Annotated in this window: 22 protein-coding genes and 1 CRISPR repeat array; of the genes, 12 read left to right on the forward strand and 10 right to left on the reverse strand. The window is 38.7% G+C overall.

What is annotated here, in order from left to right:
* Positions 1–19: 19 nt before the first annotated feature.
* The 3 genes from F777_RS17160 to F777_RS15670 form a co-directional block, all read right to left on the reverse strand.
* A complete protein-coding gene (locus tag F777_RS17160; protein WP_152530855.1) occupies positions 20–1,444 on the reverse strand; it encodes a ComEC/Rec2 family competence protein in 1,425 nt (474 codons plus the stop codon).
* Positions 1,438–2,049, reverse strand: coding sequence for a DUF4131 domain-containing protein (locus F777_RS0104075; RefSeq protein ID WP_026750925.1), 612 nt, complete (start codon positions 2,047–2,049; stop codon positions 1,438–1,440). Before F777_RS0104075 ends, F777_RS17160 begins: the two co-directional genes overlap by 7 nt.
* Before the next feature lie 64 nt (positions 2,050–2,113).
* On the reverse strand, positions 2,114–3,148 hold the full coding sequence (locus F777_RS15670; RefSeq protein WP_235785884.1) for an ATP-binding protein: 1,035 nt from the start codon (positions 3,146–3,148) through the stop codon (positions 2,114–2,116).
* A gap of 407 nt (positions 3,149–3,555) precedes the next feature.
* Here F777_RS15670 and cas9 point away from each other — a divergent pair, with 407 nt between their 5' ends.
* Genes cas9 through cas2 form a run of 3 tightly spaced genes read left to right on the forward strand, consistent with a single transcriptional unit; the run spans position 3,556 to position 8,541 of the window.
* Positions 3,556–7,302 (forward strand): type II CRISPR RNA-guided endonuclease Cas9, encoded by a 3,747-nt coding sequence (gene cas9, locus F777_RS0104085; protein ID WP_026750926.1) that lies wholly within the window; start codon positions 3,556–3,558, stop codon positions 7,300–7,302.
* Positions 7,295–8,206 (forward strand): type II CRISPR-associated endonuclease Cas1, encoded by a 912-nt coding sequence (cas1, locus tag F777_RS0104090; RefSeq protein WP_026750927.1) that lies wholly within the window; start codon positions 7,295–7,297, stop codon positions 8,204–8,206. The genes cas9 and cas1 overlap by 8 nt, the downstream gene beginning before the upstream one ends.
* 29 nt (positions 8,207–8,235) lie before the next feature.
* Positions 8,236–8,541 (forward strand): CRISPR-associated endonuclease Cas2, encoded by a 306-nt coding sequence (cas2, locus tag F777_RS0104095; RefSeq protein ID WP_201767566.1) that lies wholly within the window; start codon positions 8,236–8,238, stop codon positions 8,539–8,541.
* Positions 8,542–8,961: 420 nt separating this feature from the next.
* A CRISPR array of direct repeats spans positions 8,962–10,009; the repeat unit is 47 nt; unit sequence GTTGTATTCAAAGATCGTAGTTTCTAAAAATGAAAGCAAATCACAAC.
* Positions 10,010–10,078: 69 nt separating this feature from the next.
* Here cas2 and F777_RS0104105 read toward each other — a convergent pair.
* Positions 10,079–10,543 carry a helix-hairpin-helix domain-containing protein gene (locus F777_RS0104105; protein WP_037369122.1) on the reverse strand — a complete coding sequence of 155 codons (465 nt, stop codon included), beginning with the start codon at positions 10,541–10,543 and terminating at the stop codon, positions 10,079–10,081.
* 102 nt (positions 10,544–10,645) lie between these two features.
* A complete protein-coding gene (locus F777_RS0104110; protein ID WP_026750931.1) occupies positions 10,646–11,464 on the reverse strand; it encodes a CHRD domain-containing protein in 819 nt (272 codons plus the stop codon).
* A 115-nt stretch (positions 11,465–11,579) separates the two neighbouring features.
* Between F777_RS0104110 and F777_RS0104115 the strand changes: the two genes are divergently transcribed.
* The gene (locus tag F777_RS0104115) at positions 11,580–12,122 is read left to right on the forward strand and encodes a DUF4136 domain-containing protein (RefSeq protein ID WP_026750932.1); all 543 of its coding nucleotides are present in this window, start codon (positions 11,580–11,582) and stop codon (positions 12,120–12,122) included.
* Positions 12,123–12,131: 9 nt separating this feature from the next.
* Here the strand turns inward: F777_RS0104115 and F777_RS0104120 are convergent, their stop codons facing one another.
* The 4 genes from F777_RS0104120 to F777_RS0104135 are packed head-to-tail and all read right to left on the reverse strand — an operon-like array spanning position 12,132 to position 14,551.
* A complete protein-coding gene (locus tag F777_RS0104120) occupies positions 12,132–12,479 on the reverse strand; it encodes a HigA family addiction module antitoxin (protein WP_026750933.1) in 348 nt (115 codons plus the stop codon).
* Between the two features lie 12 nt (positions 12,480–12,491).
* Entirely contained in the window at positions 12,492–12,770 is a 279-nt protein-coding gene (locus tag F777_RS0104125; protein WP_026750934.1) for a type II toxin-antitoxin system RelE/ParE family toxin, read from the reverse strand.
* A 44-nt stretch (positions 12,771–12,814) separates the two neighbouring features.
* Positions 12,815–14,095 carry a Y-family DNA polymerase gene (locus F777_RS0104130; RefSeq protein ID WP_026750935.1) on the reverse strand — a complete coding sequence of 427 codons (1,281 nt, stop codon included), beginning with the start codon at positions 14,093–14,095 and terminating at the stop codon, positions 12,815–12,817.
* A gap of 18 nt (positions 14,096–14,113) precedes the next feature.
* The gene (locus F777_RS0104135; RefSeq protein WP_026750936.1) at positions 14,114–14,551 is read right to left on the reverse strand and encodes a LexA family protein; all 438 of its coding nucleotides are present in this window, start codon (positions 14,549–14,551) and stop codon (positions 14,114–14,116) included.
* Between the two features lie 71 nt (positions 14,552–14,622).
* On the opposite strand from F777_RS0104135, the gene F777_RS0104140 reads away from it, so the two are divergent.
* Genes F777_RS0104140 through F777_RS18520 form a run of 5 tightly spaced genes read left to right on the forward strand, consistent with a single transcriptional unit; the run spans position 14,623 to position 18,835 of the window.
* Positions 14,623–15,078 (forward strand): hypothetical protein, encoded by a 456-nt coding sequence (locus tag F777_RS0104140; RefSeq protein WP_026750937.1) that lies wholly within the window; start codon positions 14,623–14,625, stop codon positions 15,076–15,078.
* Positions 15,079–15,133: 55 nt separating this feature from the next.
* On the forward strand, positions 15,134–16,573 hold the full coding sequence (locus F777_RS0104145) for a RapZ C-terminal domain-containing protein (protein ID WP_026750938.1): 1,440 nt from the start codon (positions 15,134–15,136) through the stop codon (positions 16,571–16,573).
* 8 nt (positions 16,574–16,581) lie between these two features.
* A complete protein-coding gene (locus F777_RS0104150) occupies positions 16,582–17,301 on the forward strand; it encodes a nucleotidyltransferase family protein (RefSeq protein WP_026750939.1) in 720 nt (239 codons plus the stop codon).
* Complete coding sequence (locus F777_RS0104155; RefSeq protein ID WP_081720456.1) at positions 17,301–18,347, forward strand: Gfo/Idh/MocA family protein; 1,047 nt, start codon at positions 17,301–17,303, stop codon at positions 18,345–18,347. The genes F777_RS0104150 and F777_RS0104155 overlap by 1 nt, the downstream gene beginning before the upstream one ends.
* A gap of 29 nt (positions 18,348–18,376) precedes the next feature.
* A complete protein-coding gene (locus F777_RS18520; RefSeq protein ID WP_026750941.1) occupies positions 18,377–18,835 on the forward strand; it encodes an acyltransferase in 459 nt (152 codons plus the stop codon).
* Positions 18,836–18,883: 48 nt separating this feature from the next.
* Here the strand turns inward: F777_RS18520 and F777_RS0104165 are convergent, their stop codons facing one another.
* Positions 18,884–20,035, reverse strand: coding sequence for an acyltransferase family protein (locus tag F777_RS0104165; protein WP_026750942.1), 1,152 nt, complete (start codon positions 20,033–20,035; stop codon positions 18,884–18,886).
* Between the two features lie 98 nt (positions 20,036–20,133).
* On the opposite strand from F777_RS0104165, the gene gmd reads away from it, so the two are divergent.
* The 3 genes from gmd to rfbB are packed head-to-tail and all read left to right on the forward strand — an operon-like array spanning position 20,134 to position 23,290.
* A complete protein-coding gene (gene gmd / locus F777_RS0104170) occupies positions 20,134–21,249 on the forward strand; it encodes a GDP-mannose 4,6-dehydratase (protein WP_026750943.1) in 1,116 nt (371 codons plus the stop codon).
* A complete protein-coding gene (locus F777_RS0104175) occupies positions 21,242–22,186 on the forward strand; it encodes a GDP-L-fucose synthase family protein (RefSeq protein ID WP_026750944.1) in 945 nt (314 codons plus the stop codon). Before gmd ends, F777_RS0104175 begins: the two co-directional genes overlap by 8 nt.
* A gap of 48 nt (positions 22,187–22,234) precedes the next feature.
* Complete coding sequence (gene rfbB / locus F777_RS0104180; protein ID WP_026750945.1) at positions 22,235–23,290, forward strand: dTDP-glucose 4,6-dehydratase; 1,056 nt, start codon at positions 22,235–22,237, stop codon at positions 23,288–23,290.
* The last annotated feature ends 2 nt before the right edge of the window (positions 23,291–23,292 follow it).

The raw sequence follows: 23,292 nt of genomic DNA on the forward strand, positions 1-23,292 counted from the left end.
GCAGTTAATGGGGCAAAAGTTAGAGATTGTATTCAAAAGCACCTTTTTCAGGCACCGAATAATGGCGCAAATGTAAGCGCTCTGCTTCTTTTTTCCATTTTTGTATTTTCCACAATGGGTTACTGCTATCAAAAACCAGTAGGGACGCAGGAAAATACTTTGCAATTGCTTTCAGTGGAACTGCGTAACCATCGGTTACGATGATCAGGTGTAGGTTCGGTATTGTGCTTAAATCGGGAAAAGGAAGTTGTGGCCCGGTTACCAGCACCACTTTGTTGCTGCTTATTATAAAAGGTTTTTTTAATTCAACAGAAACAGGTTGGATAGGCTTTCCTGCCCTGTATAAAGTTCTGCCAGGTTTTACTACCTGATTCATTAAAACAGGATTGAATACAACTGCCGAGTCTCCTACAAACTGGTGCCCTAATCCCTCCATGATATCCATGGCACTAAGTTTGGGCGCATGATAGACGATTAGTTTTTTTTGTCGACTATAGTTCAGGCAATCTATTGAATGTATACCTAGAATAAGCAAAAAAGATCCAGCAGCTAAAAAAAAGTACTGTTTGTTTTTATGCAACAGCCACTGATACAGTAAAATCAGACAAACAAAAATCAATAACATCTGCCAGGCATTGATTTGAATGTATTCTGTCAGGGCAAAGGGGAGCGAAGCTGTTTTTTCAATCAACTGATTCAACTGCAGCAACAGCCAGTCAATACAGCCCCCCAATGGAATGGCAATAAACGAAAAAGGTGCAATCAACAATAAGGCGAGTAACAAATATAAAATGAGTCCGGAAATGGGAACTGCAATCCAATTGGCAATCAGAAACAAATTGGGGAAACTGTGAAAATAATACAGCAATAATGGCAAAGTAAGCATTTGTGCTGCCAGTGTAATGCTGCACATTTGCCAGCCTAGTTGTAAAAACTTGTTTTTGAGATACAAACTTTTTTCAATTGGCCTGGAAAAAAACAAAATGCCAAGAACAGCCGCATAAGAAAGCTGAAAGCCGATATCCCAAAGGAATGCGGGTTTAAAAATGAGTAAACAAAAAGCGGAACCTGCCAGACTGTTCAGTTGATGGTGAGGCCTGTTCTGCTGCTCTCCCAGTAAGAGAAAACTGAACATAACAGCAGCTCTTAATACGGAAGCCCCTGCCCCGGTCAACAGTGCAAATCCCCATAAAAAAAATAAGATGCAAAAGGTTCTGACAAACTTAAGTTGCCTGAACCTTGCAAAAGGCTTGAAAAGCAAAAACAATAAACTGTAAATCATACCCAGGTGTAAACCGCTGATGGCAATAATATGAATCACGCCTGTATTGCTGTAGGCATTCATTAATGTCTTGTCCAGATGGGCTTTATAACCAATCAGCAATGCTTCTGCAACACTTCTTTCTCTGTTGTTGCTTATGTATTGATGCAAAGTTTTCAACACATAGTCTTTTGCTTTTTGCAGTAATGAACCTGTGATGGAAAGTGGGTATTGGCTGATGATTCGATAATCTTTTTGGTTAAATACACCTGATGAAAAATCTGCTGAGATGCAGCGTATTGTTTAAAATTGAATCCACCCGGATTGGTGACGGATAAAATAGTGGCTGGTTTTTTAAATAGCTGAATTTCCACACCCTCTTTGAGAGAATCAACAGGAATATGCACATTAAAATAGATCAGCAGTTTTGTCTGATGCATAGCTGCCAAAGCCTGATAACTATTGGCTTTTTTAACAGGCGTTTCCAGTAGCACCACTTTATTGCTGATGGGAATAGCTCCAGGTTTGCTTTGTTTGTATAGCATACTGCCTGCGCAAATAAATAGCAACTGAACAGACAATCCAGTCATCCAGCGTCGCTTAAAAAAAACGAAAAGCCTGCCACGACCATTGAAAAGCCAAAGTAAGGAGCTTGCTATAAAGACAGTTCCAATCAACCCATACGGCACTACTTCATATTTACCCAATAATAATCCTGTAATCAGTGCAAGGGCAATGCGTATCATGGGAAATTGCCACCAGCTTTGTGAGGTATAGATTTTCGCCATGGAATAAACCTAAACAAAAAGGCCACAGTATTTTACTGCGGCCTTCAAAAAGGGTATTAATACCTTATCTGCTCAGGTTCATACTACGCTCTTTGTAGAGTGTTCTGAAATAAGGATCTCTGAGATCTTTAATAAAACGGATGGCTTCTCCGGTACTCTTCATTTCTGGTCCTAATTCTTTGTTTACTCCGGGGAATTTTTCAAAACTGAATACAGGTTCTTTAATGGCGTATCCTTCCAGTTTTTTCTCCATGGTAAACTCTGATAATTTAGCCGCACCCAGCATTACTTTGGTAGCAATATTCAAATAAGGAATCTGATAGGCTTTTGCAATAAAAGGGGTTGTTCTGGAAGCTCGTGGATTGGCTTCAATCACATATACTTTACCATCTTTAATGGCAAACTGAATATTGATTAGGCCGCGGATATTTAAAGCACGGGCAATTTTTTCTGCATAGAACTCCATGGTTTCTATTACCAGTGGGGTAAGATTAAATGCAGGTAAAACCGCATTGCTGTCCCCGCTGTGAATACCTGCAGGTTCAATATGTTCCATCACTCCCATGATATGAAATTCCTCACCATCAAAAATGGCATCTACTTCTGCTTCCTGACATCTGTCAAGAAAATGGTCAATCAAAATTTTATTGCCAGGAATATGTTTCAATAAACTGATAACCGCTTTTTCAACTTCTTCGTCGTTGATTACAATTCTCATTCGCTGACCGCCAATTACATAGCTAGGTCTTACGAGTACTGGATACCCTACTTTATTAGCCACTTCAATTGCCTCGTCTGCATTGTAAGCAGTACCATATTCTGGATAAGGAATATTCAGTTCTTTTAATAAATCACTGAAACGACCTCTGTCTTCCGCAATGTCCATGTTCTCGAAAGCCGTACCCACAATTGGAACACCTTTTTCATGTAAACGCTTCGCCAGTTTCAATGCAGTTTGTCCACCCAGCTGAACAATAATTCCGTCTGGTTTTTCCAGTTCAATGATTTCCCAAAGATGCTCCCAGAATACCGGCTCGAAGTACAATTTGTCTGCCATGTCGAAATCGGTGGAAACCGTTTCTGGGTTACAGTTCACCATAATGGCTTCGTATCCGCATTCCTTAATGGCCAGAAGACCGTGTACACAACAATAATCAAATTCAATTCCCTGTCCAATGCGGTTGGGGCCGCTGCCTAAAACAATGATTTTTTCTTTTTAGAAGGGATTGATTCGTTGGAGTTCAGAGTAGGGTTCATTTTTTCTAAGAATTCTGCAAAATTAAGGTCTCTGAACGATTTGGTAGTTTATTTTTTGAATTTGCTCATATAAGAATTTCGTCTTATATTGGTATTCCTCCCCAATTGTTATTTTATAAAGTATTCTCTGTTTTGTAGAAAGCGCATAAAAATGCCCCGTATGGTAAGACGAGGCGGCTTAAATGTTTTCACAACGGAATAATCCTTATTGTGATTTGCTTTCAAAATGAAATTAGTAAATAAAAGTATATGAACAAAAAAATTTTGGGATTGGATTTGGGAGTCACCTCGATAGGCTGGGCGGTAATTCAAGAAAACGACTCTAGGAAAGAGATTTTAGGCATGGGCTCTAGAATTGTTCCGCTTGATAATGATGAAAAGACCGAGTTCTCAACAGGGAATAAAATTTCTAAGAACCAAAAGAGAACGGCAAAAAGAACGCAAAGAAAAGGATATGATCGATATCAGTTAAGGAGAAGCTACCTAACCAAAGTTCTGATTGAAAATAAAATGTTCGATGAATCTTTATTTAAGCTTCCATCAATAGAATTGTGGGGTTTGAGAGCAAAAGGGGTAACAGAAAAATTATCACTAAAAGAAATTGGAAGAGTACTTTATCATTTAAATCAAAAAAGAGGTTACAAAAGTTCTAGGTCAGACGCAAATCTAGATAAAAAGGACACAGAATATGTGTTGGCAGTAAAAGGAAGACATCAGGAAATTAAAGAATTAGGATTGACGATAGGACAAAAATTTTATAAGGAATTACAGCAAAATGAATTCTATAGAATAAAAGAGCAAGTTTTTCCACGCGAAGCATATTTGGAAGAATTTGATGCCATTGTAAAAATTCAATCTGGCTTTTATCCAGAAATTTTTACAGAACAACTAATTAGTAAAATTCGTAATGAAATTATTTACTACCAACGACCTTTAAAATCACAAAAAGGGCTTGTTAGTATTTGTGAATTAGCAGGATTTACTACAAAAGATGGTAAAGGAAACAGCATATTTGTTGGGCCTAAAGTTGCACCTAAGTCATCACCAATCTTTCAATTGTGTAAAATATGGGAAATTGTCAACAATATTTCATTGAAGATAAAAAGTCAAGAATCGAAGGGAAATAAGTGGATTGATTTCGTTCCAACAATTGAGCAAAAAGAAAGGATTGTAAATTATCTGAATAACAATACTAAATTATCATATACAGAATTAATCAAGATTTTGGGATTGAATAAAGAAAACGTTTACGCAAATAAGCAGATACAAAATGGATTGCCTGGAAATATAACCGTTGCCGAAATAAAAAAAGTCTTAGAAAATGATATTCCTGATTTTGATATTGAAATTTTGCTCTTAGATAGCATTCAAGTTCTGGTTGATAAAAAATCTGGCGAGATTCTTAGTGAGGTATCAGGAGAAGTTATTTCAGAAAACTTTGAAAATAATACACTGTATAGAATTTGGCACACCATTTATTCTATTAAAGATGAAGTAGAGTGCCAATTGGCTTTAGTTCAAAAATTTGGCATATCTGAACAAAAAGCAAAGGCACTTGCAAAAATTGATTTTACTAAACATGGTTTTGGGAATAAATCGAGTAAGGCAATTAGAAAAATTTTACCCTACTTAATGAGAGGGTACGTTTATTCTGACGCATGTGAATTGGCTGGCTTTAATCATAGCAATAGTTTAACTAAGGAGGAAAAAGCTAAAATGGAATATGCTGAAAAATTAGAGTTGATTCCCAAAAATTCCTTACGACAGCCGGTTGTAGAAAAAATCCTTAATCAGGCAATAAATGTTGTAAATGCAATTATTTCAAAATATGGAAAGCCAGATGAAATTAGAGTTGAGTTAGCAAGGGAACTTAAACAGAGCAAGGATGAAAGAAATGAAATGGATTTTCGTAATCGATCCAATGAGAAATTAAATGCTGAAATAGGGCAAAGATTGAGTAGTTTAGGTATTCCAGCAACGAAGCGGTATATTCAAAAGTATAAATTCATATTTCCATCCTTAAGTAAAAATTTAAAAGATGCCCATGTTGAAAATATATGTATTTATTGTGGCAAGTCATTTAATATATCAGAGGCATTAACGGGTGATAATTTTGATGTTGATCATATTGTGCCTAAGTCTTTGCTCTTTGATGATTCTCAAACAAATAAGGTATTGGTTCATAGGAGTTGCAATGCACAAAAAACCAATCAGACTGCCTTTGACTTTATAGCTAAAAAGGGGGATGTAGAATTGACCGATTATATAAGTAGGGTAGATGACTGGTTTAAGCGAGGCATTATTTCTTATTCTAAGATGCAGCGATTGAAAATTTCTTATGAAGGTTATTTAGAAAGAAAAAGACAGAAGAAAGAAACTGAAAGCGATAAAAAAATTTGGGAAAACTTCATTGACAGACAGCTTCGTGAGACACAATATATTTCTCGAAAAGCTAGAAGCATTTTCGAAAAAATATGCCCGCTAGTTACTACATCTGAAGGGACTGTTACAGCTGAGTTAAGAAGATTATGGGGCTGGAATGATGTATTGATGAATTTACAGAAACCTAAATATCAAGCTCTGGGATTAACGCAAAAAATAGAATGGAGTAGTAATCATGGACAAAAGCAACATTCAAAAGAAGAGATAATTGGATGGACAAAAAGAGATGATCACCGACATCACGCAGTTGATGCCTTAGTGGTGGCATGTACAAAACAAGGATATATTCAAAGAATCAACACTCTAAATTCTAGTGATGTTAAAGACGCAATGAGGAGAGAAATACTTGATGCATCAATTGTTTTTGACGAAAAGAGAAATTTGTTAGAACAGTATTTTATTAAAGAGCGGCCATTCACAACTTCGGAAGTTGAGAATGAAGCAGCAAAAATTTTGGTATCATTTAAGTCAGGTAAAAAAGTTGCTTCTAAAGGGATTCGTAAAGCAAAGATTAATGGCGAGAAGCAGATAGTGCAAAGAAATATCATTGTGCCAAGAGGAGCTTTGAGCGAGGAGAGTGTTTATGGTAAAATCAAAATTATTGAAAAGGGTAAGCCAGTTAAATACTTATTTGAACATCCAGATTTAATAGTGAATACTGACATAAAGAATTTAATAAGAGAAAGGTTAAATCAAAATGAAGGAAATGTAAGGTTGGCCTTAGCTTCTATTAAGAAGAATGAATTATTAACCCAATCAGGAGTTAAGATTTTGGAAGGGGATTGTTATAAAGAAGAATATGTTATAAAATATCCTATACAGAATATAAAATCTAAGGATGTTGAGTTTATTGTAGATGGGGCAGTTAAAAATGCAATTCAAAAGCGGTTGGACAAATATGGAGGTAAGGAAAAGGAAGCTTTTAAAGAGACTGTTTGGTTAAATGAAGAAAAGCAAATTCCAATTAAAACGGTTAGAATGTTTACAGGACTGTCTGTTGTTGAGCCCTTTTCAAAAGATAATCGGGGACATGCAATTGGCTTTGTTAAACCAGGAAACAATCATCATATTGCTATTTATATTGATGAGAATGGTAATAAATTGGAACATATATGCACATTCTGGCATGCTGTTGAAAGGAAGAAATATGGTTTACCTGTTATAATAAAAGATACAAATGAAGTTTGGTCTAAAATTTTGGAGGGGAATGATTACCCCGATTCATTTTTAGAGAAGTTGCCTAAGGACAAGTTGATATATCATGAGAGTATGCAACAAAACGAGTACTTTCTTTTAGGAATTGATGAGTCTGTTTTAAGTGATTTAGAGAATATAGATTATAGTTTTCTTTCAGACTATTTATATCGAGTTCAAAAAATTGGTGCTTCGTATTATGTTTTTAGACATCATTTAGAAACAAGTTTAGTTGATACGAATGAAGCCAAGTTAAGTAAAAGATATATTTCTATTAGAAGTTTTGCGGCCTATGATTCTTATAAACCTATCAAAGTTTGGGTTGATGTAATTGGTAAAATAAGGAAAATAAATGCTTAAACGAACCCTTTGCATCGAAAGCCCATGCCATTTGCGTTTTCAAAATGGCCAATTGGTAGTGAGCTATTCACACGTAAAGGGCATGGAGGAAATGCCGGAAAAATCAGTGCCGATTGAGGATATTGGAATCTTGGTTTTGGAACACCAGCAAATTACTTTAACACACTTTTTATTAGATAAGTTGTCCTCAAATAATACAGCCGTTGTAACCTGTAATGAACAACATATGCCAAGTGGACTTTTGATGCCATTGGAAAGTCATACTTTACAAAGCGAACGATTTAGGTTTCAGATAGAAGCTACAGAACCGCTTAAAAAACAATTGTGGCAACAAACGATAAAGGCCAAAATATATAACCAAGCTATAGTTTTAAATAAATGGCAGATTCCCAACCAGTTAATGATTAATCTAGCCCAAAAAGTAAAAAGTGGAGATTCCGATAATCATGAAGCTCAGGCTTCTGCCCATTATTGGAAAAATATTTTTCCTCCAGCCTGGCAGTTTTTTAGGCACAGAGAAGGCCCACCCCCCAATAATCTTTTAAATTATGGGTATGCAATTATTAGAGCTACAATGGCAAGGGCTTTAGCAGGAAGTGGGTTACTACCCGCATTGGGCATTTTCCATCGTAATCGTTATAATGCGTACTGTTTAGCAGATGACATTATGGAGCCATATCGCCCTTTTGTTGATTTAACAGTAAGGGAATTAGTGGATAAAACCTCGCAACTGGATGTTTTGAACAGGGACTTAAAAAACCAATTATTAAAATTACCAACACTCGATGTGAAAATTGAAGACGAAAAAAGCCCCCTGTTCGTTGCTACACAAAGAACTGCAGCTTCTTTAGCTAAATGTTTAATAGGGCAACAACGAAAAATTGCTTATCCGGTATTGACATGAAAACTGATCGCTTAAATGCATACAGAATTATGTGGGTACTTGTTTTTTTTGATTTGCCGGTTGTTACCAAAAAGGACAGGAAAATCTACGCAGATTTTCGAAAAAATTTATTAAAAGATGGATTTGGTATGTTTCAGTTTTCTATTTATTTACGGCATTGTCCAAGTATGGAAAACGCCAAAGTGCATATTAAAAGAGTCCAGAAAAAGCTGCCAGAAAAAGGCCATGTCGTCTTAATGACCATAACAGATAAACAGTTTGGATTAATTGAAATTTTCCATGGAAAAAAGCAGATTGATCCAATCGAAACCCCTCAACAACTTGAATTATTTTGACAATAGGAACTTGAAAAATTGCTTTAATGGTACAAATTGTAGTTTTTTTGGTGATTTTTTTAGAAATACAATCTTTGAAAACCCTTGCTCATATTGCGTTTAAGCTTAAGCCGTTGTATTCAAAGATCGTAGTTTCTAAAAATGAAAGCAAATCACAACTATTTGTCCTATCAATTAATCAAAACAACGGTTGTATTCAAAGATCGTAGTTTCTAAAAATGAAAGCAAATCACAACTCTATGGTACGCAAAAGACCATAATGTAACGTTGTATTCAAAGATCGTAGTTTCTAAAAATGAAAGCAAATCACAACAATAACAACGTTGTCACCGTATTTAATAACGTTGTATTCAAAGATCGTAGTTTCTAAAAATGAAAGCAAATCACAACGTTAACAATTGGCTGTCTTCAGCGCGAAGCGTTGTATTCAAAGATCGTAGTTTCTAAAAATGAAAGCAAATCACAACCCCCTCGCCTCTTGTCTCAATTAGAACAACGTTGTATTCAAAGATCGTAGTTTCTAAAAATGAAAGCAAATCACAACGAATTACTTTTTCAATCCAATTCTTATCTAGTTGTATTCAAAGATCGTAGTTTCTAAAAATGAAAGCAAATCACAACACAGAAGTGGTAGGGTATCAATTACAGATTGTTGTATTCAAAGATCGTAGTTTCTAAAAATGAAAGCAAATCACAACGTAACTCCTAAACCTAACCAATGCAAACAAGTTGTATTCAAAGATCGTAGTTTCTAAAAATGAAAGCAAATCACAACTACCAAAGCGAAGAGACGTCGAGCATTGTCGTTGTATTCAAAGATCGTAGTTTCTAAAAATGAAAGCAAATCACAACTGACTTATATCGGCAGATGTATTTCAAAATGTTGTATTCAAAGATCGTAGTTTCTAAAAATGAAAGCAAATCACAACAATGGAAGCCGTCTTTATTCATGCCAAAGGGTTGTATTCAAAGATCGTAGTTTCTAAAAATGAAAGCAAATCACAACGCGTTCTGAAGGTATTATACGCAAGGTTTAGTTGTATTCAAAGATCGTAGTTTCTAAAAATGAAAGCAAATCACAACTGTTCATAGGTTAAGGTTTAAAGGTTAGTTGTTGTATTCAAAGATCGTAGTTTCTAAAAATGAAAGCAAATCACAACATCACTCCAGGCTGGCCTTGTTTCTTAAATGTTGTATTCAAAGATCGTAGTTTCTAAAAATGAAAGCAAATCACAACGCCTTTAAGGTTACTTCCTGACCGTTACTTGTTGTATTCAAAGATCGTAGTTTCTAAAAATGAAAGCAAATCACAACTTTTGAGCCGTACAAGACAAATAAAAAAGGGTTGTATTCAAAGATCGTAGTTTCTAAAAATGAAAGCAAATCACAACAATCAAAAAATATATGAACAGGCACTACAAGTTGTATTCAAAGATCGTAGTTTCTAAAAATGAAAGCAAATCACAACATTCTTTTGTAACCATTGAATGAGTTTTTAGTCGTATTCGAAGTTCGTGGTTTTTTAATTAAACTTATATTATTCGTCAAACCAGGATTTTTGAGGCCTGCTTACTGGATAACCATGCTCATTGCGAAATTTTTTTCTTTCTTGGGTAAAGTTCCACCACATTTTTTTTGTGTCCTTAGTGTTTGCATAGTATACTACTAATCTAAATTGGTCTTCAACGCAAGGGTCTGTCCAAAAACCTTTCTTTATTTCGAATTCGTCTGTAAGCTTTGCTCCGTCTTTATTAATTAGTTCATTAATTGAATAATAACCTAAGAATACAAGGTCTTCAGCAAATTTAATTCCAACCGATGGTATGGTTTGGAATTCAGCTAAAGCATAAATTTCTTTTGCCCGTTGAGGTGTTGCATGAAGCAACACTTCCAATTCATCCTTTGCATAGTCAAGAATATTTGCAATTTTGATTTTGTTCTTTCTCAAATTTGCTTTTTCAAAATCGGTAAGTGGGAGTTTTATGCTTGATTTACTTTTCATCTTTATAAAGTCGATTTACGAATGTATAAAAATTCAAGCCCAATAAAAAGGAGCAGGACCAACTTAGTTAATCCCACTCCTCTGTCTTTATTCATTTCTGTACTATCTGATCTGTCCTCTGATTACCCCGGATGGTCGCATAGAAGAATGCACATTTACATAAAGCGCATCATTTTTAATTGAATTCAAAATAGCCATGCTGGGTAAAAAGATTTTTGTCATGCCAAAATCAGCAGCCGATTCACAAATGCCTATTAATACCCCACCATTGATTCCGGCAGCACCTGTATGAATATGTGCAGCACTTAAGGCATCACTCGACTCCAGATTACTAACAGTTACTTTGCTATATAATTTGTTGTCTGTAGTAATTCTGATAAGTGCCATTCCTGTTGCGGTAGTAGTTACAGAAGGTACTTCATTCATCCCTGATAATGCTACGCTGGCTGCAAAATTCACTTCATTAAATAGTTGTCCTCTTACAATTCCAGAAGGCACTTGCGTTGAGTGAATATTTACATACAAATCTGCTGTTCCTGCTTTTAAGCTATCAATGAAAGAAGTTCTTACTCCCTTCACACTTGCTTTAACCATACTGCCGGTAAAAACAGGCATAAAGTCTAATACCACAGGGCCATTGGTTACCGGATCTCCGGCGTGAATATGTGCCATGGTTAAATTGTCTCCTGAAGCCAATCCTGTAACAGAGGCATCCATTGTAATGGAATTGTCGCTATATACTTTAATAGTAGCCATTCCTCTTTCTGTTCTTCCGGTTGGTTGCGGGTTTTCATTGGCTGCAGCCAGCGATACCATGATTTCTTTTACTACCTGTGCTTCAGGTGCAGAATCTGACTTTTTGCAAGAAGCAAAAATAGCCGTTGCGGCAAAGACGGTTGCGAATAGTTTGTAATTTCTCATAGTTTTTTTCTTTATCTACGAGAAACCATTTGCTTTGGATTTCTTTATTCAAAAAAATCTGCATTGTTTAAAGTAAATTTGATACAACACTTTAACCCTTTACAAAATCATTGGTATGAAGTATCTGTTTATTGCTCTATTAGGTTTATTGTTTGTTTCCTGTTCGGGTCCCCGCGTTTTAGATGTGGCTACTGCACCTGACGCCAATTTCAGTAATTACAAAACTTTTGCTTTTTACGAAGTGACTGCTTATGGAGACACCATTTCGGATCGGTTCAATGAACGCATTGCGTATTTAAAAAAGGAAATTGCCCAGGAGATGGAGCAGCGTCGTTTTACGCAGGTAGATAAAAATCCTGATTTGTTTGTGAATATCGGAGTAGCGGTTAAACTGGAAGTACAAACCCGAGAAACCACCTGGCCGCAGGATGGCATGATGCGTTATATGGGACAGCGTAATTATAAATGGAAGTCAGAAGAAATAGAAGTGGGCCGATACAGACGAGGAGCCATAACCCTGCATGTAGTAGATGCCGCAAAAAATCATATGCTGTGGACAGCAACCCTGAAGGGATCATTGCCAGACGACAGCACCAGGCTCAAAAGCTTTACGGATAAAGCTATAGAGGCATTGTTCAGCCGATTCCCTATCCGGTAAGCGGATGCATTACAGTGAAATCTTTTTTCTTTTGTGAGAAGTTGATTTCTCTGGCAATGTTATTTTGAAAGGCTTTATTTTATTTAATATAATTTTACCGGAAGCGGTAAAAAGGTCGTAGTTACGCTGCATGTTCAGCCAAAACTCAGGTGTTGTATTAAATGCCTTTGCTAATCTTAAAGACATTTCAGCACTTACACCTACTTTCCCATTCACCAATTCCGATATTGTTTTTCTTGCAACGCCAAACTTTACTGCCAGCTCTGTAATTGTAATATTCAATGGAGTAAGATACATTTCTTTTAAAAGTATACCCGGATGGGTTGGGGTCAGTCCTCTTTTTAATTTTTCTTTCATGATTTCTGAATTTTAATGATAGTCGGTATAGTCAACTAGATAGACATTTTGATTTTCAAATTTGAAAATAATTCGATAATTGCCTGTAATGGTCACTGCCCAAAATCCTTTTAATTCTCCTTTTAATGCATGTAATGCTGAGCCAGGATAATTTATATCTTCAATTACTTCTGCTGCATCAAGAATTTCCAATACCATTTTTAGCCTATTAACTTGCGCAGCGGGAAGTTTTTTCCCATCGTTTTTAGTCCAAAGCAGCTTTAATCCCTTATGTCGGATACTGACAATCATGCATAAATGTAACTAAATAGGTTACACTAAAAAAATTTTATTCTTTATATGACTTCCCGTAATTCATTCCAGCGTGAAGTATAGCGTGGGCTTCGCAGTTCCTGTCGCATTTTCCAGTTGCGTGTAGTACCTGCTGCTGCAAATTGTACAATATCGTTGCGCATGGCAAAATTGATATTGTCAATGGCGCTCATGAGTTTTCTGTTTTGTTGCGGAACGGCATCGGTAAATAAATTTCCTTGCACCGATTCATCGGGTACGAGTCCGCTCAGAATTACACCGGCTTTTTTGTAAACAGCCCCTTCTTCAAAAAGCTGATCTACTGCTGCTACGGCGGGTTTAATCAGCAAGTGCGTGGCAGAAGTAGCATAAGGTAAATGCACATAGGTACCTACACTGTTGCCATGTCTGAATCTTCCTTCTGTTCTTTCCTGTTTGGGAATAACAAAAACATAAATGACCGAAGCGGCACTTTGTTGTCTTCTTAATTTTTCGGTAGCCCTGGTAATATAGGTAGCTACTGCTTCTTTAATCTGGTCCTTGCTGGTTACATTTTTCCCGAACATGCGGGTAGTGGCAATCATTTTTTTATTCAGCAAAGGATCTTTCATTTCAATGCTCTTTACACCATTCAATTCTCTTAAGAGTCTTTGTCCTACTACACCGCCCAGGTTTTTCTGAACCCATGCTTCAGGCATGCCGCGCAAGTCGAAAGCCGTATTGATATTGTATTTGCGTAACTTTTCTGCGTACTGACGGCCCACGCCCCAGATATCTTCTACTGCAGTTTGCTGCAATGCAGTGGCTACTTTTTCCGGTGTGTTCAACACCATAATACAATTGGTGGCCTGCTTGTTTTTTTTTGCGAGCCGATTGGCCACTTTGCTCAATACTTTGGTGGCTGCAACACCAATAGATACTTTAATGCCGGTCCATTGCTCCACTGTGTTTTTCAGGTGGAGCGAAAACGCCTCTAACCGAGAGGGCTCAATATGATCGAGGGTTACAAAACATTCGTCTACGGAATACACTTCTACTGCACCGGCGGGCAAACATAGCCGCAGGGTCTCCATCACGCGCCAGCTTAAATCCCCATATAAATTATAGTTGGAAGAAAAGGTATGAACACCCTTTTGTTGAATCAATTCCTTTGCCTGAAAATATGGAATGCCCATAGCAATCCCTGCCTGCTTGGCTTCGTCGCTGCGCGACACAATGCATCCGTCGTTATTGCTTAATACCACTACGGGTGCATTGTGCAGGGCAGGTAAAAAAAGTCTTTCGCAGGAACAGTAAAAACTATTGCAGTCAATTATTCCAATCATAATATTCTGTCCGGATGATTATACCGTGTGAATTGAATACGTAACGACTCCCCAAACCTGGGCCCGTTCATCGAAGCCCCCCGTTAAAGGAATGTCTGCAAATTTTTTGTTCTCTGCCACCAGGGTTAACTGGTTAAAATTTTTATGCAACCGGCGAACCAGTAATTCTCCGTCTAAAATGGCAATGATGATTTTGCCGCTCACAGGTTTAATACTGCGGTCTACAATTAAGGTATCCCCGCTAAAAATACCCGCGCCCGTCATGGCATCACTGTTCATCCGAAAGAAAAAAGTAGCTGGCTTGTTGTGCACCAGTTGTTCGTTCAGGTCTATGCCCCGCTCCATATAATCGTCGGCAGCAGCCCCGAATCCGGTGGCATTGGCAGTAGGCACTTCCCACTGCGAATACCGCTTGGAGCCTTTGTAGGCGGCTCCGTACCCGATTTCCCCGTCCATAAAATGATTTTTTACTTACTAAATAATTTAGTAAATTTATACTAAAATAATTATCAATTCAATTTTTGTTTATGCAGGAAGGATATGTTTTACCCAGGGATCAACAGCCGCTGATGGCCAGCGAAAGGGAGCAATATTTGCTGATGGCTTATCCTTTTGAAATGGCTGTTTTTGAAGCTACGGAGCAAATGGAAGAAACCATTATTCGCTGGATGCACCGCATCATCAGTAACAAATCGGCCTTTACCGTGCAAGTGCATCAGCAGATACAGGAAGACACTGGTCAGCTACAGTTCTGTCTGGCCGATCAAGGTGCTTTTGCGCAACTGGCGAATGAATTGAAAGTAGTGAGCCAGTTTATCAGCAGCTACCAGTGCAGGGAAATGTATTTCAATCTAAGGCCGGCGATTCAGCATCAGTTACTCTGTCATTCGCCCAGTTATACCATTACCGAACTGGTGTTATTGCGCAAACCATTCGGACAGGAACAATACAGGCAGGTAAACGTATTTGCCTTAAAACCCTGATGGATGCCATTGCTTTGGATTCTTAGCTTTATTTTCGTTGAAACGAAGCGCATTCATGGAATCCATTATTGAAGCAATCCAACAACTTTGTCAGCAGGCTTTACAGCTGACACCAGACAGAATAGAAAAATTACCACAGAGCGGCAGTGATCGCGTTTACTTCAGGGTATATAGCGCTGCTAATACCTATATTGCCACTTACAATATCAACACAAGAGAAACAGCCACATTTGTATATTTCAGTCAGCACTTTAAAAAAGCCGAACTTCCTGTTCCGGCTATTTTAGCAGTAAACGATACCAATACCATTTATTTGCAGGAAGACCTTGGAACGGAATCGCTGCTGAATAAACTGGAAGCAAATGGTCACGGTGAATATGTATACCAGCTTTTTCAGCAAAGCCTGAAAGAACTCGCACGCATGCAGGTGCTGGGGCATCAGGGTTTAGATTATAACTGGTGTTTAACAGCCAAGGAATTTGGCAAGCAAGCCATCTTGAGTGATCTCCTGTACTTCAAATATTATTTCTTAGATACACTGCAATTGCCTTACGATAAGCAGGCCATGCTCGACGACTTTGATGCATTGAGTACCTATTTAACCCGTACGCAGAATAAGTATTTCATGTTCCGCGATTTTCAGAGCAGAAATATTATTGTACAAAACGACAAAGTGCATTTTATCGATTACCAGGGAGGTATGCAGGGTGCCTTGCAATACGATGTAGCATCCCTGTTATGGCAGGCAAAAGCAGAGTTAAGTGAGGAATGGAAAGACCAGTTGCTGGAATATTATATGGATCAGGTAGATCCTTTATTGCCGGAGCCTGTTGACAGAATCACTTTTGTAAGTCAGTACAATGGCTATGTATTGATCCGTTTGCTACAGGTATTGGGCGCGTATGGATTCAGAGGCTTGTTTGAGCGCAAAGCACATTTCCTCGCAAGCATACCACTGGCATTGCATAACCTGAAATTTTTTATAGAGCACAAGCGGGTAGGGATTGTAACACCTGAATTTGATCGGGTACTGAAACTGGTCGTGGAAGACAGCATGATTAACAAGTTTGTGGCACCACAGGCCAATGAAAAAACGCCACTGGTGATTACCATTAACAGTTTCAGTTATAAGCGTGGTTTGCCCCATGATGAAACAGAGAATGGCGGTGGCTTCATGTTTGATATGCGCGGTATTCTGAATCCGGGCAGATTTGATGAATACAAGAAGCTGAGTGGACTGGACAAACCGGTGCAGGATTTTTTAGAACAGCGAACCAGGATGGGCAAGTTTTTAAACAGTGTCTGGGATTTGGTTGATATCACCGTTGAAGATTATCTGAACAGGGATTTTGCTAACCTGATGATTAATTTCGGATGCACAGGTGGTCAGCACAGAAGCGTATATGCTGCAGAGCAAACGGCCAGACATCTGCGAAACAAGTACAAAGTAAAAGTGGTATTAACGCATACCAATCGTGAAAACTGGGTAAAATAAATGATGATATGAAAGCAATGATTTTTGCAGCAGGATTGGGTACCCGGCTAAAACCCTGGACCGACCATCACCCTAAGGCGCTGGCAATGGTGAATGGAAAAAGTTTGTTGCAAAGAAATATTTTATACCTGCAGGAATACGGAATAACGGAAGTAGTGGTAAATGTACATCACTTTGCCGATCAGATTATTGATGCGGTTAAGCGAAATCAGGGATGGGGTTCTTCCATAATTATTTCTGATGAAACGGATGCGGTTTTGGAAACAGGAGGCGGTTTAAAAAAAGCAGCACCGCTTTTTGCAGGCGAAGAAAATATGGTTATTCTGAATGCAGATATTTTAACCAATCTGCAGTTGGATCAGATGATATTACAGCATAGGCAAACGAATGCACTGGCCACACTCGCTGTTTCGCAAAGAGAATCATCCCGCTATTTTTTATTTGGATCCGATAGTCAATTAAAAGGCTGGACCAATGTGAATACCGGGGAGGTAAAGCCGGAAGGATTAAACACTGCAGGATTATTTAACCGGGCTTTTAGTGGTCTGCACGTAATACAAACTGCCTTACTTCAGAAAATAAGCAGAGAGGGTAAGTTCTCAATGGTTGATGTGTACCTGGATCTTTGTGCTACAGAAGCTATTTACGCATTTGATCACACAGGTGCCTTATTGCTAGATGTTGGTAAGCCGGAAAGTCTGGTAAAAGCAGCCAGTTTATTTGATTAATGGGCAATACTATCATGAATCCACTTCTTCATTTTGCCATGATTGGCTGTGGCAGAATTGCTGCAGAGCATATCAGGCAAATAATCCGTGTTGGTAAACTGGTGGCAGTAGTGGATATTGATTCGCTCAAGGCAGAACAATATGGTCTGCTCAATGGAGTTCCCTTTTTTACCAATACAGCTCAGTTGTATTCTTCTGGTATTCATATTGATATTGTGGTTATTGCAACACCCAACGGTCTTCACTCAATACAAGCCATTGAGGCGCTCGAAAATGGCTATCATGTTTTAGTTGAAAAGCCGGTTGCGTTAACCATATCTGATATTTCGCTTATGCAGACTGCTGCAGACAAAGCAGGTAAAAATATTTTCACAGTTATGCAAAACCGGTTCAATCTGCCGGTGCAACTCATGAAAGCATTGCTGGATAAACATGCTTTGGGAAAAATACAGCAAGTGCTGGTAAAATGTTTCTGGCACAGACCCGCTTCCTATTATACCAATAGCTGGCACGGGTCTTTGGCATTGGATGGTGGTGTTTTATTTACGCAGTACAGTCATTTTATTGATCTTTTGTGCTGGTTTTTCGGTAAAGGAAAATTGATAGAAGCCAGCTTTAACAATCGGTTGCACAAGGGGCTGATTGAGTTTGAAGACGAAGGAAATCTGCAATTGGTTTTTGATCATGCTATTCGGGTACAAATGGAGTATAGCATTAATGAGCCTTATGTAAACAAAGAAGGATCCATCACCATCATTGGAGAAAAAGGAATCATTAAAGCAGGTGGAGCCTATTTAAATGAATGGGAACACACAACAAACGACAGTGCATTAAAAGACAGCATTGCATTACTGCAAAAAAATATATTGTCTGATTTTGAGGTTGGTCCAAACGACTACGGAAATTACCAGGGCAGTATGCGCAATCATTACAAAGTGTATGATAGTCTGGTGCAATCACTGCAACATCAGGTGCCTTATTATACCAATATAGCCGAAGCTAAAAATACCATTGAACTGATCAATCTCATATATCAGGCAAGGTAATTGAACTAAATTGTATAAAATTTAGTGTCATGTTACCTGCTTTCAATTTAATTGAGTCTTCTGTACGCGATGTGCAGTTTGGAAAAAATGTAACCATCGTTGGACCTGTCAATATTTACGGCTGTTTTATTGGCCATGATACCCGTGTTGGTCCTTTTACTGAAATTCAATCCAATGTTACCATAGGAGAGAGATGTAAAATTCAGTCACATAGTTTTATCTGTAGTCTGGTTAACATTGGCAATGATTGTTTCATTGGGCATGGTGTAATGTTTATCAATGACCTTTTTTCTGAGGGCAGACCAGCAGGAGATGCATCTAAATGGCAGGCCACATTAATCGGCAATCATGTTTCTATTGGCAGTAATGCCACAATCCTGCCTGTCAATATTTGTGACAATGTAGTGATTGGTGCAGGGGCTGTGGTCACGAAAGATATTACCGAGCCTGGTTTTTATGCAGGTAATCCGGCAAAGAAAATCCGATAAGCTATTGGAGCCACATTTAATTTAACCAAATCGTTTATTGCTAAAACATCAGACTTTGATGTAGATTTTTTTCTTGTCCAGTACATATACAATCAACCAGTAAAAAGCAATCATGCACAATGCGTATACCAGCGATCCCACTCTCGGGTCTTCCGCAATTGGCTTGCAGAGTGTATTGTAGAACCAGGATAAAAAGCTGGTATAATGCTTGGTACCATCAGCATCTGTTTCAGATACCCATCTTAGTAAGCCGGATAATCTGGGTAAGAATCCACTCAATACAAAAATGAACAAAGGGTTTTTACCAAATACATCAAAGAAGCGGCTCCATGCACCTTTGGCCCCTTTAAATTCAATGGCATAAATCATGACACCAATGGTTAAAATAGCCAGTCCTGTTGTATACAAAGTGTAGCTGCTGGTCCAGATTTTTTTATTGATAGGAAATACCAAATCCCAGCAATATCCGCTGAAAGTAAGTACCAGTCCTGCAACAAAAAGACTGCTTAACATATCGGTATTCTTTCCTTTCAGCTGGATGTATTGTCCAACAAGGAATCCAAAAATTACTTGCACAATGGCGGCAGGTGTACTCATGAATCCTTCCGGATCAAAAGGAACGCCTTCTCCTTTGTAAATATGGGTAACGCCTAAAATATCAATATCAATGGCAGTTCCAAACCAACCCTGTAAACTATACGGATCTCCATCTGCACCTAACGCGTAACAAACAAACCAGTAAAGCAATAGTATTGCCATGCCAATCACATAAGCACCCCTGGTTTTTCCATAAAACACAATCACAGAAGCAAAGAAATAACAAAGCGCAATTCTTTGTAAAACGCCTAATATCCTTACGTTCTCCCACTGTTTAAACACCAGCTCTTCTCCGTCCCATTTTACAAAAGGGCTCCAGTGCAGCAAAACCCCAATACCAAAAATAAGCAGGGTTCTTTTGATTACTTTTTTCCAGAATTCTGCAGGACCTGCCGCTTCAAAGCGTGGCATCACAAAAGCCATGGCATTTCCTACTGCGAATAAAAAGAAAGGGAAAACCAAATCGGTGGGAGTTACCCCATGCCAGGGGGCATGTTGCAGGGGACCAAAAATATGACTCCAGCTTCCCGGGTTATTAACCAAAATCATTAAAGCTACCGTTGCGCCTCTGAAAACATCCAGAGAATAGTATCTGTTTCCCATATTTGTATAAGTGTAAAAGCTAAGTTATACTAATTGGATATTGCTGCCAATTTATGCTATATGCATTTTAGGTTGCATATTTGCATGAATCTAGGAACATGAAAAAAGCATTAATCACGGGCATCACCGGCCAGGACGGTGCATATTTGGCAGAATTGCTGCTGAAGAAGGGCTATGAAGTGCATGGAATCAAGCGCAGAAGTTCGCTGTTTAATACGCAAAGAATTGACCATTTTTACGAAGATCCGCATATCCCGGACCGCCATATGGTGCTGCATTACGGCGATTTAACCGATAGCACAAACCTGATTCGTATTATTCAGGAAGTGCAGCCCGATGAAATTTATAACCTCGCTGCCATGAGCCATGTGCATGTGAGTTTTGAAACTCCGGAATATACCGCCAATGCAGACGGGGTGGGAGCATTGCGAATTCTGGAAGCGATTCGTTTGCTGGGCTTGACAAAAAAGACAAAATTTTATCAGGCATCTACTTCTGAATTATATGGGTTGGTACAGGCTGTTCCGCAAAGTGAAACAACGCCTTTTTACCCCAGAAGCCCTTATGCGGTAGCCAAGCTATATGCTTACTGGATAACAGTAAATTACCGGGAAGCCTATGGCATGTATGCCTGCAACGGAATCCTGTTTAACCATGAAAGTCCTTTAAGAGGAGAAACATTTGTTACCCGTAAAATTACCCGTGCAGTGGCCCGTATTTCCATGGGATTACAAGATGTTCTCTATCTGGGTAACCTCGACGCACAAAGAGACTGGGGACATGCCAAGGATTATGTAGAAGGTATGTGGCTGATGTTGCAGCAGGAGCAGGCAGAAGATTTTGTACTGGCAACAGGAGTTACTACCTATATCCGTGATTTTGTGCGAATGGCTTTTGCAGAAGTTGGCGTAACCCTTGCTTTTACCGGTGAGGGAGTTAATGAAGTGGGTACCATTGCAGCTATTGAAAATGCGCAGCACTCACCAATGAAAGTAGGTCAGGTGGTGGTAAAAGTAGATCCGCGCTATTACAGACCAACCGAAGTAGACTTATTAATTGGAGATGCATCCAAGGCAAAGAAAAAATTAAACTGGTCACCAAAATATACTTTGGCCGAAATGGTAAAAGAAATGGTGGCAGCCGACATTGTATTGTTTAAAAAAGAACAGTTGTTGAAAGACAATGGATTTGCAACCGAGAAAGAACATGAATAAGCAAGCAAAAATATATGTAGCAGGGCACAGAGGAATGGTGGGCAGTGCCATTGTAAGAAAACTGGAAGCCATGGGTTACACTTCCATTGTAACACGTACTTCACAGGAACTGGACCTTCGCAATCAGCAGGCTGTTGCTGATTTTTTTGCAACAGAAAAACCAGACTATGTTTTTCTTGCAGCAGCTAAAGTGGGCGGTATTGTTGCCAACAATACCTATCGTGCTGAATTTATTTATGACAACCTGATGATGGAGAGTAATATTATTCATCAGAGCTATGTAAACGGCGTAAAGAAATTATTGTTTTTAGGTTCTTCCTGTATCTATCCTAAAATGGCGCCACAGCCATTGAAAGAAGAATATTTGCTGAGTGGCTATCTGGAAGAAACCAATCAGCCCTATGCCATTGCAAAGATTGCGGGCATTGAATTATGTGATAGTTACCGGGCCCAGTATGGTTGTAATTTTATTTCTGCCATGCCTACGAATTTGTACGGTCCTAATGACAATTACGATCTGGAGAAAAGCCATGTATTGCCTGCCATGTTACGTAAGTTCATTACTGCAAAAGTGAATAATGAGCCCACTGTAACCATCTGGGGCTCCGGAACACCCAGAAGGGAGTTTCTGCATGTGGATGATCTGGCAGAAGCCTGTCTGTATCTGATGGAGAATTACAATGAAAAGGGACTGGTGAATATTGGAACCGGAGTGGATGTGACTATTCTTGAGTTGGCACAGATGGTAAAGGAAATTACTGGCTATGCCGGAGAAATTGTTCTGGACGCATCCAAACCCGATGGTACTCCCAGAAAATTAATGGATGTAAGCAAAATCAACAGTTTTGGCTGGAAAGCCAGGATAGACCTGTATCAGGGCATATCCATGGTGTATGAATTGGTAAAAAATGCCCCCTGGAATAAATCCGGCAAATAAGTAAGTAAGCATACAAAGCAGTAACTTTATATTCATATAAATTCATTTATGTCTAAGAGAATCATCATTACCGGGGGCGCCGGTTTTATAGGCTCGCATGTTGTAAGATTATTCGTTAATAAATATCCTGACTATACCATCATCAATCTGGATGCCTTAACCTATGCAGGCAATCTGGAAAATCTTCGTGATATTGAAAACAAACCCAATTATCGCTTTGCCAAAGTGAATATTCTGGATGTGAAAGCGGTGGAAGATTTGTTTGACCAATACCAGGTTACCGATGTAATCCATTTGGCAGCAGAGTCGCATGTAGACAGATCCATTGTTTCTCCTTTAGACTTTGTTTACACGAATGTAATTGGTACGGTGAATCTGTTGAATACTGCAAAACAGAAATGGGCAGCGGATTTAAGCAATCATCGTTTTTATCATGTATCAACAGATGAGGTTTACGGAAGTCTGGGAACAGAAGGTTTGTTTACGGAAGAAACAGCCTACGATCCCCGCTCCCCTTATTCTGCCAGTAAAGCTTCTTCAGATCATTTCGTAAGGGCTTATCATGAAACCTATCATTTACCGGTTGTCATAACCAACTGTTCCAATAACTATGGGCCTTTTCATTTTCCGGAGAAACTGATCCCCCTGTTCATCAATAATATTTTACAGGGAAAACCATTGCCTGTGTACGGAGATGGCTTGTATACCCGAGACTGGTTGTACGTAAAAGACCATGCATTGGCTATTGACCTGGTATTCCACAAAGGATTAAATGGTGAAACCTATAATATTGGCGGATTCAATGAGTGGAAAAATATTGATCTGGTAAAATTATTATGCCAGCAAATGGATGAAAAGTTGGGAAAGCCTGCAGGTACCAGCGAGCAATTGATTACTTATATCAAGGATCGTCCCGGACACGACAGACGCTATGCCATTGATGCAACTAAAATCAACCGGGAACTTGGCTGGAAGCCAACTGTAACATTTCAGGAGGGATTGAGTGAAACCATTGACTGGTTCCTGGCTAATACCGAATGGCTGAATAACGTAACCAGCGGTAATTACCAGCATTATTACGAATCTATGTATAGCAACAAATAACC

This window comes from Sediminibacterium sp. C3 (genome assembly GCF_000508085.1).
Taxonomy (GTDB): domain Bacteria; phylum Bacteroidota; class Bacteroidia; order Chitinophagales; family Chitinophagaceae; genus Sediminibacterium.